Source organism: Flavobacterium sp. RSSB_23, from assembly GCF_051547145.1.
Classification (GTDB): domain Bacteria; phylum Bacteroidota; class Bacteroidia; order Flavobacteriales; family Flavobacteriaceae; genus Flavobacterium.
On record NZ_JBPTTO010000004.1, the window covers coordinates 281,632 to 296,299 of the forward strand.

Here is a 14,668-nt window from a genome sequence, read left to right on the forward strand (position 1 = left end):
TTGGTATGAAAGTCCATCAATTCCCCAATCGTACAATCGAAATCAACCAAGAAACCTTCCTTTATTTTGGTGGAACGGCTTATCTTGGTTTGCCAACTTTACCCGAATTTCAAGAAATTATCTTCAAAAATATCCAGCGTTGGGGCACCGCATACGGAAGTTCAAGAAACGCAAACGTCCAATTGAGCGCCTACGACACTGGCGAAACTCACCTTGCGCAATTCATTCAGACTGATGCCGCAGTTACTGTGTCATCTGGAATGCTAGCAGGCAAAATAACTATAGATTTTTTAAGCACAAGTACAGATGTTTTTTACCATTTCCCAAATTCGCATCCTGCCATTCAAAGAAAAGACAGCCTACCTCTATTTACAAACAACCAATTAAACCCTAGAGTTTTAGATACAAAAAAAGAAAAAATCACCCTACTCACAGATGCCGTACCCTCATTTGAAACCCAACCCATAAACCTAAAAATTCTCGAGAGCATTCCCTCTCACAAAGAAATCACTTTGGTCATAGACGAATCCCATTCTATCGGAATCCTTGGCAAAAACGGCTCAGGAATTTACTCTAGTATTACGAATCCTAACATCAAACGCAAAATTTTAGTCGCCTCACTTGGCAAAGCCTTTGGATTAACAGGCGGGGTAATTGCTAGTGACTCCAATTTTATTCAGCAAATCAAAAATTACGACACCTTCGTCGCAGCTGCTGGAATGAATCCTGCCTATGTACAAACTATTGCAGAAACTGGGCATTTAGTGCAACAGCAACTTCAAAAATTACAGGACAATTTGAACTATCTCGCTCAACATTTACAACCCAATCCCAAAATCAATTTCACCGCAAACTACCCTTCCATTTACTTAGATTGGAACAAGAGCTACGATATATTGTTGCAAAACAAAATCGTAATCACCCATTTTGATTATCCCTCAGACCAAAAAACCTTGAACCGAATCGTCATTTCGGCCAATCATCAAAAAGAAGACCTTGACCAACTAATTAAAGTTTTAAATTCCTTTTCATAGGTTTTAGGAGCAGAAAAAAAAGGCTTTTATGCCATCATAGAACCCGTCATCCGCTATATCTTTGCTTTTTTAAAGAAAAAAAGCAAAGGATGCCGCTACTACCGGGGCTAAAAGGGAACATATTGCCTTCTTGTAAACATCAAATTCAGACTCGAATATATCGTCGCTCTATTTTTAAACTGTACCTTTGTAAAAAATTAAAAGAATATGACCAACAACGATATTTTCAAAAAATTACGCGTAGCCTTAATGTTGCGTGACGACCAAATCGTTGAAATCCTAGAATTAGTAGATTTCAGAATATCAAAATCAGAATTGGGTGCTTTTTTCCGTGATGAAAAACATCCCAACTATATGGAATGTGGCGACCAAGTATTGCGCAATTTCCTTAACGGATTAGTAATTCACTTACGTGGCACCAAAGAAAACCCAAAAATACCTACTGAAGTTTTAGCCAAACACAGAGCTGAAATCCCTGCAAAAGACGGAGCTGCAAAACGTCCAGAGTTCAAAGCCAAACCAAAAGATGCCGAACAAAGCCGCGGAGACAAAAAGCCAGCAAGCAAAAAACCTTTCAAGAAAAGCAATAAAGCGGCTGCTCCAAAAATTCAAGTGGTTGAAAAAGTAAAATTCAACAACGGAAAGAATAAAAAATCATAATGAAAACGGCGCTAGTCATTGGCAGTACGGGACTTATTGGTTCGCAACTAGTAGATGTACTTTTAGAAAGTGAACACTATCAAAAAGTCATCATTTTTGTAAAACGAGAATCTGGAAAATCACATCCCAAACTAGAGCAACACATCATCAATTTCGATGCACCCGAGACCTATCAACATTTAGTGAAAGGCGATGATGTATTTTGCACCATTGGTACCACCATCAAAAAAGCGGGAAGTCAATCCGCCTTTCGTAAAGTTGATTTTGAATATCCTATTGCATTTTCAAACATTGCAAAAACTAACAACATAAAACAATTCCTGATTGTTTCTTCTTTGGGTGCCAACAAAGACTCGAACAACTTCTATTTAAAAACAAAAGGAGAAATGGAAGCAGCATTAGCCAAAGCTAATTTTGAAACCACTGTTATTGTTAGACCTTCCTTATTATTAGGTCATCGCTCAGAATTTAGATTAGGAGAAAAAATAGGCGCTTTTTTCTCTAAAGGATTTTCTTTCCTACTCCTAGGAAGCTTAAAAAAATACCGACCAATAGAAAGCTGTACAGTTGCAAGAGCCTTGTATCGTTTAGCACAGTCCAACGTAAAAGGCTACACCATTTACGAATCGGATGAACTTCAAAACATCGGAAAATAAAAAAGCCTGTTCATAATGAACAGGCTTTTCAATATATAACTAGATTGTAAATTAAGACAATGCAGCTTTAACTTGGTCAGCAGCTTCTTGAAACTCAACTGCAGAAAGAATTGGCATTCCAGAATTATCAATTAATTCTTTTGCAATAGCAGCATTAGTTCCTTGTAAACGTACAATGATTGGCACTTTAATAGCGTCACCCATATTTTTGTAAGCATCTACAACACCTTGTGCTACACGGTCACAACGAACAATTCCACCAAAAATATTGATTAAAATTGCTTTTACGTTTGGGTCTTTTAAGATGATACGGAACGCAGTTTCTACACGTTTTGCATCAGCTGTTCCTCCTACGTCTAAGAAGTTTGCAGGCTCAAAACCAGCATACTTAATCAAATCCATAGTTGCCATAGCCAAACCAGCTCCGTTTACCATACATCCAACAGTTCCGTCAAGGTCTACATAATTCAAACCTACTTCTTTTGCTTCAACTTCGATTGGGTTCTCCTCACGAATGTCACGCATATCAGCATATTTAGCTTGTCTGTATAAAGCATTATCATCGATATTTACTTTAGCATCAACAGCCATAATTTTGTTGTCAGATGTTTTTAACACAGGGTTAATTTCGAACATCGAAGCATCTGAACCAATGTAAGCATTATATAAAGAATCGATGAATTTCACCATTTCTTTGAAAGCATTTCCAGAAAGCCCTAAGTTAAAAGCAATTCTTCTTGCTTGAAAACCTTGCAAACCAACAGCTGGATCTACTTCTTCAGTAAAAATTAAATGAGGAGTATGCTCAGCCACTTCTTCGATATCCATTCCACCTTCAGTAGAATACATAATCATATTACGGCCAGTAGCTCTGTTCAATAAAACAGAAACATAAAACTCAGAAGTTTCGCTTTCACCTGGATAATATACATCTTCAGCGATTAACACTTTGTGTACTTTTTTACCTTCGGCAGAAGTTTGAGGCGTAATCAATTGCATCCCGATGATTTCGCTAGCAATTCCTTCTACTTTGTCTAAGCCTTTGGCAAGTTTTACACCACCACCTTTTCCACGTCCACCGGCGTGAATTTGAGCTTTAACAACATACCAACTTGTACCTGTTTCGGCAGTTAATTGTTTTGCAGCAGCAACAGCTTCTACAGGGCTATTCGCTACAATTCCGCGTTGAATTCGTACGCCGTAGCTTGCTAAAATTTCTTTTCCTTGATATTCGTGTATGTTCATAAGTATATAAAATTTGACCGGACTCTGAAAACGTTCCAGAATAAAGTGCGACAAAAATAGAAAATTAAACTCAAATAGAATTATTTTTTTTTCTTAAAAAAAGATAGGTTTAACTTAAAAATAACCTTACATAAAAACGTACTTTATTAAAAAAATTAAAGGTTATTCAAAAATTTGTGATATTTTTTTTTGGACAGGCTAAAATCACTAAAAAAGTCAGTTTTTGTAGGTAAATAAGACGTTTTCAATTTCAAATATTATGAAAATGTTAACAGAGGCGGTGCAAAATTTTGCAATTGTCATTTTTGCAAGCTGAATTTGATTTTATAGCAAAAATAATAGCTAAAACATGTATTTAGACAGATTATCTCATGAATTACATAATTTTGTAAAAAAAAAGCAAGCATGAAAGTTAAAGAACAAGGCCTTTACTTGCCCGAATTTGAACACGACAATTGTGGCGCAGGATTCATTTGTAATTTGAATGGAATAAAATCTAACGATATTATTCACAAGGCATTAGACATTTTAATTAAATTAGAGCATCGTGGCGCTGTTAGCTCTGATGGTAGAACTGGTGACGGAGCAGGAATCCTTTTTGATATTCCGCACACATTTTTTAAGAAAGTATGTGAATTTTCTATTCCTGAGCCTAGAGAATATGCTGTTGGTATGGTATTCATGCCTAAAAGTAGTAATCAAGTTGATTTTTGCAAAACTACTTTTGAAAAAGCAATTTTAGATCAAAAATTAGAAATCCTCGGATGGAGAGATGTTCCTGTTGATGTTAGCAATCTAGGACAAATCGCTGCCGAAAAAGAACCTACGGTAAAACAAGTTTTTGTTGGTAAAAATGGTTTGGACTTAACAGAACAACAATTCAACGCCAAAATGTTTGCCGCTAGAAAGATAGCAGAACATGCAGTTAGAGGCTCAAAAACTTCTGAGAGTCATATGTTTTATTTCTCAAGTTTTTCTACAACAACTATTATATATAAAGGACTGCTAATGCCAGAAGACATTAGCCGTTATTACACCGACTTATTAGACAGCGATTTAGTTACTCGATTGGCATTAGTGCACCAGCGATTCTCTACAAATACTTTCCCTTCATGGGATTTAGCACAACCTTTCCGCTATATGTGTCACAATGGTGAAATTAACACATTAAGAGGAAACGTTAGCCGAATGAGAGCTCGTGAAGAACTGATGAAAAGTGATGTTTTTGGTGAGGATTTAAAAAAATTATTCCCAATCATTTTAGAAGGAAAATCCGATTCTGCCTCTATGGATATGGTTGTTGAGTTACTGCTAATGACGGGAAGAACACTTCCTGAAGTTATGATGATGGTAGTTCCAGAAGCATGGGAAAAACATCAAACGATGAGTGCTGAGAAAAAAGCATTCTATGAGTACAATTCTTGTATTATGGAACCTTGGGATGGCCCAGCTTCTATACCATTTACTGACGGAAACGTTATTGGAGCGTTATTGGATAGAAATGGTCTGCGCCCTTCAAGATACACTTTGACTAAGAGTGGTTTTGTAATTATGTCTTCAGAAATTGGTGTACTTGACATCAACCCAGAAGATGTAATTCAACATGGTCGTTTAGAACCAGGAAAAATGTTCTTGGTCGATATGAACGAAGGAAGAATAATCGAGGATGACGAAGTAAAACATTCCATTGTTACTAAACGTCCTTACCAAAAATGGTTGGATGAAAATCTTTTACAATTAGCTTGTATTCCTTACACAGACAACCCTATTCCAGTTGAGAATCTTGATTTTGAAACCAGACAACGCATGTTTGGCTATACAATCGAAGATTTAAAAACCATAATCAACCCAATGGGTGGTAGCGGAAATGAGGCTATTAGCTCTATGGGTAATGATACTCCATTAGCAGTTTTATCAGATCAACCACAATTATTGTATAACTATTTCAAACAATTATTTGCTCAAGTTACCAATCCTCCTTTGGATGGAATTCGTGAAGAAATCATCACAGATATTAGTTTAGCTATTGGTGGAGATTACAATATATTTGACATTGAAGCAAAACAATGCAAAAAATTAAAAATCCAAAACCCTATCATTTCTAATGAAGATTTGGATAAAATAAGAAACATTCAGCACGAGGATTTCAAATCAGTTACTATTTCTACGTTGTACAAAATAGAAAAAGGAGCTAATGGTTTAGAGCGTGCCTTAGAGAAATGCGTACAAGCCACTTTCAAAGCTGTTTCTGAAGGAAGCAATATTGTCATCCTCTCAGATCGTGGAGTAAGCGAAACCCTAGCCCCTATCCCGATGCTTTTGGCTTGTTCTTATATTCACCACACTTTAAACCAACTTAAAGTACGCTCTAAGTTTGGAATTGTTATTGAATCTGCTGAACCTCGTGAGCCTCATCATTTTGCTCTTTTATTTGGATATGGTGCTAGCGCAATTAATCCTTATATGGTAAATGAAATAATTCATAATCAAGTTAAAGAAGGCCACATCGCTGGAATAACTGCAGAATATGCAATTAAAAACTACAACAAAGCCATCGGAAAAGGGATTTTGAAAATTATGAATAAAATCGGAATCTCTACGCTACACTCGTATAGAGCTGCTCAAATTTTTGAAATTTTAGGTTTAAACAAATCATTCTCAACCAAATATTTCCCATACACTCCATCTAGAATTGAAGGTATTGGATTAATGGAAGTAGAAAAAGAAGTGAAAAAGCGTTTCCAAAAAGCATTCCCAAATTCAAAAGTAGCCAACTTGCTACCGCTCGAAATTGGTGGTATCTATAGATGGAGACGAAATGGTGAAAAACACATGTTTAATCCAACAACCATTTCAAAACTACAACAAGCCGTTCGTTTGAATAGCCCTGAAAGTTATGCTGAATATTCTAAAATGGTCAATGAGCAAAGCGCTAATTTGATGACTATTCGTGGATTATTTGAATTCAATAATTTGGATCCAATTTCAATTGACGAAGTAGAGCCTTGGACTGAAATTGTAAAAAAATTCAAAACAGGTGCCATGTCATATGGTTCTATAAGTCAAGAAGCACACGAAAATCTAGCGATTGCTATGAACAGAATTGGTGGTAAAAGTAATTCTGGAGAAGGTGGTGAAGATTCAAGACGTTTCCAAAAAGAATTGAATGGCGACTCAAGAAATAGTGCTATCAAGCAAGTTGCTTCAGGTCGATTCGGAGTGTCTATTAATTATTTGACCAATGCCAAAGAGATTCAAATAAAAATGGCTCAAGGAGCTAAACCAGGTGAAGGTGGACAATTACCAGGTGAAAAAGTAGTGCCTTGGATTGCTGCAACCAGAAATTCTACACCTTATGTTGGACTAATTTCTCCACCTCCACATCACGATATTTATTCTATTGAAGATTTATCACAATTAATTTTCGATTTAAAAAATGCCAACCGTGAAGCTAGAGTAAATGTAAAATTAGTATCAGAAGTTGGAGTTGGAACTATAGCTGCGGGTGTTGCTAAGGCAAAAGCTGATGTGATTTTAATATCAGGTTATGATGGAGGAACAGGAGCTGCACCATTAACGTCATTAACTCATACTGGAATCCCGTGGGAATTAGGTTTGGCTGAAGCCCAACAAACTTTAATCCTAAATGATTTAAGAAGCCGTGTTGTTTTAGAGTGTGATGGACAGTTAAAAACTGGTCGCGACGTTGCTATTGCCGCTTTACTTGGAGCTGAAGAGTTTGGCTTTGCCACTGCTCCATTAGTAGCTTCAGGTTGTATTATGATGCGTGCTTGTCACTTGAATACTTGTCCTGTAGGTATTGCAACTCAAGATCCTGAACTACGTAAAAACTTCAAAGGTACTCCAGAACATGTTATTAATTTTATGTACTTCATTGCAGAGGAATTAAGACAAATTATGGCACAACTTGGCTTTAGAACTTTAAAAGAAATGGTAGGACAATCTCAAAAATTGAACGTAAATAAAGCGATTCAACATTACAAAGCGATGGGATTAGACTTGTCAACTATTCTTTATAAACCAGAAAAAGCAAAAACAGTTCCTAACCACAATACAATGCCTCAAGATCATGAATTAGAGCATGTATTAGATTTTGATATTATCAAAGCTGCGATTCCATCTATTTATAGAAAAGAAAGAACAAGAGTAACCTTTGACATCAAAAATACGGATCGTTCAGTTGGAGCAATTTTGAGTAACGAAATTTCAAAAATATACGGTGCACAAGGACTACCAGAAGATACGATTTTAGTTGACTTTACGGGTTCTGCTGGACAAAGTTTCGGAGCTTTTGCTACCAATGGATTATCATTTAAAATCCACGGAAACTGTAACGATTATCTAGGTAAAGGACTTTCTGGAGGTAAATTAATTATTAAAGTGCCACCAACAGCAACTTTCAAACCAGAGGAAAATATAATTATTGGAAACGTAGCACTTTATGGAGCTATTACTGGTGAAGCATATATTAATGGTATGGCTGGAGAACGTTTCTGTGTTAGAAACTCAGGAGCAACTGCAGTGGTTGAAGGTATTGGAGACCATGGTTGTGAATACATGACTGGAGGGACTGTAGTTGTACTAGGCAAAACCGGACGAAACTTTGCTGCAGGTATGAGTGGAGGTATCGCTTATGTTTATGACCCAAATAAGAAATTCGACCAAACCCTTTGCAATATGGAAATGGTAGCTTTTGACCCATTAGAAGCAGAAGATATCGCAAAAATGAAACGTTTGATAAAAAATCATTCCTTATACACAAGTAGCCCATTAGCTAAGAGAATTTTAGCAGATTGGGACAACCAAGTCAAGCATTTTGTAAAAGTAATGCCTACAGATTACAAAAAAGCATTACAACGTATTGCAGCAGAAAAGGAAGTTGAAGAATTAATAGCACAATAGTCATGGGAAAAATAGGAGGATTTAAAGAATTTAATAGAGCCGACGAAGGTAACATAGCTGTTGTTGAACGCGTTGCCAATTATAATGAATTCACAATTGCATTACCAAAAGATAAAATAAAAGAACAAGGTTCAAGATGTATGGATTGTGGTATCCCGTTTTGCCATAGCTCATGTCCATTGGGGAATTTAATTCCAGATTTCAATGATATGGTACATCAAGAAGAATGGCAAAGTGCCTTAGAAATATTGCAATCAACGAATAATTTCCCTGAATTTACAGGAAGATTATGCCCTGCACCATGTGAAAAATCATGTGTTCTTGGTATTATTAAAGAACCTGTTGCCATCGAAAATATCGAGAAAAACATTATAGAAAGAGGTTTTGCGGAAGGATGGATTAAACCACAACCGCCTGCAGTTCGAACTGGTAAAAAAGTTGCTGTTGTAGGTTCTGGACCAGCTGGTTTAGCGGCTGCGCAACAACTCAATCGTGCTGGACATACTGTAACTGTTTTTGAAAGAGATAATGCTATTGGCGGATTGTTACGCTACGGAATTCCAAATTTCAAATTAGAGAAAGGAATAATAGATCGTCGTGTTGCAATTTTAGAAGCTGAAGGTATCGTTTTTAAAACCAATGTAAATGTTGGTGTAAACTTTTCAGTAGAGGAATTAAATGAATTTGATTCAATCGTTCTTTGTGGTGGAGCCACAGAAAGAAGAGGTTTACCTACCAAAGGAGCCGATAGCAAAGGCGTAGTTCAAGCTATGGATTTCTTAACACAACAAACTAAAGTTTTATACGGTGAAGAAGTTCCTAATCAAATCAAAGCTACAGGAAAAGATGTTATCGTAATAGGTGGAGGAGATACAGGATCTGACTGTATTGGAACTTCAAATAGACAAGGCGCAAAATCAGTTACCAATTTTGAGATTATGCCAAAACCTCCAGTGGGTCGAAGCGAATCTACACCTTGGCCTTTTTGGCCACTACAACTAAAAACTTCTTCTTCACACGAAGAAGGTTGTAGTAGAAATTGGTTAATCAATACCAAAGAATTTATTGCTAATGAAAAAGGAGAACTAACAGCTCTAAAAACAGTAGAAGTTACTTGGAAAATTGTTCCTGGACAGCGTCCTGAATTAATAGAAAAGGAAGGTTCAGAAAAAATATGGCCATGCGATTTAGCACTACTCGCTTTAGGATTTACAGGACCCGAAAAAACTTTAGCAGAACAACTTGGTCTTGAATTGGATATGAGAAGTAACTTCAAAGCCAATAACTACCAAACTAATGTTCCTCATATTTTTACAGCAGGTGATATGAGAAGAGGGCAATCATTGATTGTTTGGGCTATCTCAGAAGGTCGTGAAGCCGCGAGAGAAGTTGATTTATTTTTAATGGGATACACCAATTTGCCTACAAAAGGCAATGGCGATTTACCTAGCTTATAAAAGAACCATTTTTTTTAAATCCCTTGGCTATAAATTTTTAAGTCAAGGGATTTTTTATTGTTATAAAAAACAAAATCCACAAACAAAATGTTCAATTAATAACATTTTGTTATATTTTGTTATATTTTGTTTTTTATTTGGTCGAAGGTAGAAACTGTAATAAATTTGTAAAAAATTAAATCACAATGCAAGGAAAAGACTTACTTCAATTAGCAGAACAATTTGGCACACCTTTATATGTGTATGATGCTGAAAAAATTCAATCTCAATTCAACAGATTAACAAAAGCTTTTTCTAAGGTTGAAAAACTTCGCATTAATTATGCGATGAAAGCATTGTCAAATATTTCAATCCTTCAACTTTTAAAAGATATGGGGTCTGGTTTAGACACTGTTTCTATTCAAGAAGTGCTTCTCGGTTTGCATGCGGGTTATGCACCAGAAAAGATTTTTTACACTCCAAATGGTGTTTCACTAGAAGAAATAGAAGAAGTAAATGCTTTAGGAGTTCAAATAAACATTGATAATTTATCCATACTAGAACAATTCGGCACCAAACACCCAAATGTTCCTGTATGTATTCGTATCAATCCTCACGTAATGGCTGGTGGAAACACTAACATTTCTGTAGGCCATATTGATAGCAAATTTGGAATATCCATACACCAATTACCACATTTGGTTCGAATAGTAGAAAATACTAAAATGAACATTGTCGGAATCCATATGCATACAGGTTCTGATATCTTAGATATTGAAGTATTTTTATACGCCGCAGAAATTCTTTTTGATGCTGCTAGAAACTTCAAAAATCTTGAATTCTTAGATTTTGGTAGTGGTTTCAAAGTACCTTATAAAAAAGACGATGTACAAACAGACATCGAAGAATTAGGTAAAAAATTATCAAAACGTTTTAATGCTTTCTGTGTTGAGTACGGAAAAGACTTAACATTGATTTTTGAACCTGGAAAATTCTTAGTCAGTGAAGCTGGTTACTTTTTAACAAAAGTAAATGTGGTAAAACAAACTACATCAACTGTTTTTGCTGGAATTGATAGCGGTTTTAACCATTTAATTCGACCAATGCTTTATGGTTCTCAACACCATATCGAAAATATTTCTAATCCAAAAGGAAAAGAACGTTTCTATTCTGTTGTAGGTTACATCTGTGAAACAGATACTTTTGCAAACAATAGGAGAATCGCTGAAATAAAAGAGGGAGATATTCTTTCTTTCCACAACGCTGGAGCTTATTGCTTCTCTATGTCTTCAAACTATAACTCCAGATATAAACCAGCTGAAGTTTTGTGGTTAAATGGCAAAGGGCATTTGATTCGAGCTCATGAAAAATTTGAGGATTTACTTCAAAATCAGATTCCTCTACAAATAGAAGCAACAGTATAATATTTAAATCCCATTTGAAAAAATGGGATTTTTTCATTTATGTTTTATATATTTAAAAAAATCTTAACCTCAATCAAATGTAAGCTTACTTATATTTGATTTATAATAAAAACAATATATGAACAGACGGAATTTCTTCAAAAACGGTTCCCTTTTCGCACTTGGAACTACACTACTCAATCCTTTCGAAAGCCCCGCAAACGAATTAGATTTATCCAATTTTCACAAAAATAAAAAAGCAAAAAACATCATAGTTATCGTAAGTGATGGAATGAGTATTGGTACTCTTAACATGGCTGATCTTTATCTAACTAGAAAAACTGGTAAAGGAAGTAACTGGATGCAATTGTATAAAGACAAAAAAGTTAGTCGTGCACTAATGGATATGGCCTCTGCATCTTCAATTGTTACAGATTCTGCAGCTGCAAGCTCATCGTGGGGTTGTGGCTTTCGTGTTAAAAATGGATCCTTAAACATAGGTACTAATGGCGAAGAATATTTACCAATTTGGCAAAAGTTCAAAAAAGCCGGAAAAATGGCTGGCTGTGTCACTACTGTTCCCGTTACTCATGCAACACCAGCAGGATTTTGTATTTCTTCTAAAAGTAGAAATAGTCAAGAAGGAATAGCAGAACTTTATTTGGACTTAAAATTTGATGTCATGTTGGGTGGTGGAGATAACTACTTTTCATCTGATATCCGAAAAGATAAAAGAGATCTTTATAAAGAATTTAAAGATAAAGGCTTTACTGTAGTCAAAAACAAAACTGAAATGTGGTCAAGTGACAACAGCAAACCCATATTAGGTATTTTTGACAAAGAGGGACTTCCCTATTCAAAAGACAGAGAAAGCAGCAAGGAACTAACCAATAGCATCCCTACACTTGCAGAAATGACCCAAAGAGCTATTGACAAAATGAAAAACCATCCAAAAGGATTCGTTTTACAAGTCGAAGCTGGAAAGGTAGACTGGGCAGCTCATGGAAATGATGTAGCTGGGTTAATTTATGATCAAGTCGCACATGATGAAGCTATAAAAATAGCGATAGATTTTGCCGAAAAAGATCAAAATACTTTAGTTATTATAACTTCTGATCATGGAAATGCCAACCCAGGTATAGTATACGGAAAAGAAGCCAATGATAACTTTGATAGCATTCAAAAATACACTCAAACCAATGATTGGATTTTAAATGGCATAGGAAAAGAAACTAGTGTAGCGCAAGTAATAGAAAGAATTGAGTATGCAAATAAGATAATTTTAAAAGAAGAGGAAGCTAAGGAAATTTTAAGCTACTATACTAATATAAAACTTGAAGATGGACTTTACAATCCAAGGCACTTACCTCTTAAAGTGTTAGGAGATATTCAGAAAAAGCGCAACTCAGTAGGCTGGATTAGTACAGACCATTCAGCTGATTATACTGAACTAGCTATGTTTGGACCAGGAAGTCAACTTTTATCTCCATTTATAAAAAATACTGACCTTCATTATTTGATGCTTCAAGCTGCAGAAATAGAAAATAAATTTTAACCAAAAAAACTCCTGAAATTCAGGAGTTTTTTTTATTTCATAAATAAAATTATTTATTTAGAAATCAAGAGTTCTTCCAAAACTTCAGCTTCAGTTCCGTTTGGAAAAGTGATTTTAAGTATTTTAGACAAAGTTGGTGCAATTGAAGTGATATAAACTTTTTTATATGATTCGCCTTTAGGAACGTGCCAACCATAAAACAATAATGGCACATTAGTATCATAACTATTAGGTGTTCCGTGTGTTGTACCTGTTTCGTTATATTCCATATAACCCGTTTTTTGAACTAAAACTAAATCTCCATTCTGTTTAGGATCAAATCCTTTAAAAATAAAATTTAAATAATAATCACCTCCTGATGATGCCAAAATTTCTTCATCGGTATATACTCTTTTTATGTGAGGTAGTTCCAAAATGAAAGTTTTGAAAGCCTGTTTTACAGCGCTTAATTCTAATCCTTTGGTTTTAACTAAATCTCTATTCAAATAAATATTATAATTAGAATAATTCGATACTAAGTTAACTCCATAAGTTGCGATTGAAAACTTTTCAAGAGATTTAAAAGTTTCTTTTGATGGCACATTCGTAACATCATATTTACGATCTCTTAAAAAAATAGGGTTCTCAGCAGCAGCATGATCAGCAGTTAAAAAAAGTAGATAATTATCTTTACCAACTTTCTTATCAAGGTAATCAAATATCCTAGCCAAAGTCAAATCTAATCGCAAATAAGTATCCTGAATTTCCATCGATCTAGGACCAAAAGTATGTCCAATATAATCCGTTGATGAAAAACTAACCGTTAAAAAGTCGGTATCATTATCCTTACCTAAACTTTCACTTTCTATAGCTTGTAAAGCAATATCGGCTAACAAATCATTACCAAATGGGGTAGTTCTAAGGATATCAGCACCAGTTTCTTTGTACAATTTATTCAAATCATAAGGAAAAATTGGCCCTTTAGATTTATCTATTTTACCCTCATAAGGATTGTCATCTGGAAGGCTTTCATTATAATCGGTTGCAGGCTTTAACAAACTCCATCCTTTTTGGATATAATCCATATAGTGCTTTTCACTATTGAATTTCGTTACCCAATCAGGCATTTTATCACCGTAAAAAGAACTTGAAATAAAGTCTCCAGACTTACTAAACCAAAAAGCCCAATTGGCAAAATGACCAGCTGGTAAAATCGCTCCTCTATCTTTTATACTAAGACCGATAACTTTTCCTCTAAAATTTGTTGCCATTCTTAGCTCGTCAGTCACAGTAGTTGCGAAAAGATTTTTTGGAGACATCATTCCTTCTTTTTCACTTCCTATAACCAATGTTTTTACAGAAGCATCGTCTGTACAATACCTGTTTTTACCAGTTTCACGAATATACCAATCATTCCCAATAATACCGTGAGTTGCAGGAGTGGTTCCTGTATAAATTGAAGCATGTCCAGGAGCTGTATAAGTAGGCACATAATTATAATTCATATTATAAAATGAGTACCCATTATTCATCAATCGTTTAAAACCATCTTGAGAATAATCATCATAGAATCTATCAAGATATTCAGCTTTCATTTGATCTACAACTATTCCAATGACAAGTTTTGGCCTTTGCTGGCCAAAAGAAAATAAGAAAACAAACAAAAACGATAATGCAAAAACTTTTTTCATAAATAAATATTTTCAACAAATTTAATTGATATTATCAAGAAATTTAAAAAAAAGGAACTTTAGTCGATATATTTCCGTGATGATAG

Annotated in this window: 9 protein-coding genes; 7 read left to right on the plus strand and 2 right to left on the minus strand. The window is 35.1% G+C overall.

All coding sequences use genetic code 11. The features are described from left to right. Positions 1–5: 5 nt before the first annotated feature. The 3 genes from ACSVH9_RS09365 (at position 6) to ACSVH9_RS09375 (ending at position 2,350) form a co-directional block, all read left to right on the plus strand. A complete protein-coding gene (locus ACSVH9_RS09365) occupies positions 6–1,034 on the plus strand; it encodes an aminotransferase class I/II-fold pyridoxal phosphate-dependent enzyme (RefSeq protein ID WP_438063489.1) in 1,029 nt (342 codons plus the stop codon). A gap of 207 nt (positions 1,035–1,241) precedes the next feature. Beyond that, positions 1,242–1,694, plus strand: a complete 453-nt coding sequence (locus tag ACSVH9_RS09370) for a DUF1456 family protein (RefSeq protein ID WP_159685696.1) — start codon at positions 1,242–1,244, stop codon at positions 1,692–1,694. Next, positions 1,694–2,350, plus strand: a complete 657-nt coding sequence (locus tag ACSVH9_RS09375; protein WP_438063490.1) for an oxidoreductase — start codon at positions 1,694–1,696, stop codon at positions 2,348–2,350. Before ACSVH9_RS09370 ends, ACSVH9_RS09375 begins: the two co-directional genes overlap by 1 nt. A 51-nt stretch (positions 2,351–2,401) precedes the next feature. Here the strand turns inward: ACSVH9_RS09375 and sucC are convergent, their stop codons facing one another. Further along, positions 2,402–3,595, minus strand: a complete 1,194-nt coding sequence (gene sucC / locus ACSVH9_RS09380; protein WP_024982632.1) for an ADP-forming succinate--CoA ligase subunit beta — start codon at positions 3,593–3,595, stop codon at positions 2,402–2,404. A gap of 405 nt (positions 3,596–4,000) precedes the next feature. Between sucC and gltB the strand changes: the two genes are divergently transcribed. The 4 genes from gltB (at position 4,001) to ACSVH9_RS09400 (ending at position 12,912) form a co-directional block, all read left to right on the plus strand. Then, on the plus strand, positions 4,001–8,518 hold the full coding sequence (gene gltB / locus ACSVH9_RS09385; RefSeq protein ID WP_315142951.1) for a glutamate synthase large subunit: 4,518 nt from the start codon (positions 4,001–4,003) through the stop codon (positions 8,516–8,518). A gap of 2 nt (positions 8,519–8,520) precedes the next feature. Continuing rightward, a complete protein-coding gene (locus ACSVH9_RS09390) occupies positions 8,521–9,975 on the plus strand; it encodes a glutamate synthase subunit beta (RefSeq protein WP_438063491.1) in 1,455 nt (484 codons plus the stop codon). Positions 9,976–10,160: 185 nt separating this feature from the next. Then, on the plus strand, positions 10,161–11,378 hold the full coding sequence (lysA, locus tag ACSVH9_RS09395; protein ID WP_438063492.1) for a diaminopimelate decarboxylase: 1,218 nt from the start codon (positions 10,161–10,163) through the stop codon (positions 11,376–11,378). A gap of 118 nt (positions 11,379–11,496) precedes the next feature. Then, the gene (locus ACSVH9_RS09400) at positions 11,497–12,912 is read left to right on the plus strand and encodes an alkaline phosphatase (protein ID WP_438063493.1); all 1,416 of its coding nucleotides are present in this window, start codon (positions 11,497–11,499) and stop codon (positions 12,910–12,912) included. Between the two features lie 53 nt (positions 12,913–12,965). Here the strand turns inward: ACSVH9_RS09400 and pafA are convergent, their stop codons facing one another. Then, positions 12,966–14,582 carry an alkaline phosphatase PafA gene (pafA, locus tag ACSVH9_RS09405; protein WP_438063494.1) on the minus strand — a complete coding sequence of 539 codons (1,617 nt, stop codon included), beginning with the start codon at positions 14,580–14,582 and terminating at the stop codon, positions 12,966–12,968. Positions 14,583–14,668 lie beyond the last annotated feature (86 nt).

What these genes read in the sequence shown, in the direction of transcription:
- sucC (WP_024982632.1), bottom strand. Translation starts at nt 3,595, where the DNA reads ATGAACATACACGAATATCAAGGAAAAGAAATTTTAGCAAGCTACGGC.
- ACSVH9_RS09400 (WP_438063493.1), top strand. Translation starts at nt 11,497, where the DNA reads ATGAACAGACGGAATTTCTTCAAAAACGGTTCCCTTTTCGCACTTGGA.
- ACSVH9_RS09370 (WP_159685696.1), top strand. Translation starts at nt 1,242, where the DNA reads ATGACCAACAACGATATTTTCAAAAAATTACGCGTAGCCTTAATGTTG.
- ACSVH9_RS09365 (WP_438063489.1), top strand. Translation starts at nt 6, where the DNA reads ATGAAAGTCCATCAATTCCCCAATCGTACAATCGAAATCAACCAAGAA.
- ACSVH9_RS09375 (WP_438063490.1), top strand. Translation starts at nt 1,694, where the DNA reads ATGAAAACGGCGCTAGTCATTGGCAGTACGGGACTTATTGGTTCGCAA.
- ACSVH9_RS09390 (WP_438063491.1), top strand. Translation starts at nt 8,521, where the DNA reads ATGGGAAAAATAGGAGGATTTAAAGAATTTAATAGAGCCGACGAAGGT.
- lysA (WP_438063492.1), top strand. Translation starts at nt 10,161, where the DNA reads ATGCAAGGAAAAGACTTACTTCAATTAGCAGAACAATTTGGCACACCT.
- gltB (WP_315142951.1), top strand. Translation starts at nt 4,001, where the DNA reads ATGAAAGTTAAAGAACAAGGCCTTTACTTGCCCGAATTTGAACACGAC.
- pafA (WP_438063494.1), bottom strand. Translation starts at nt 14,582, where the DNA reads ATGAAAAAAGTTTTTGCATTATCGTTTTTGTTTGTTTTCTTATTTTCT.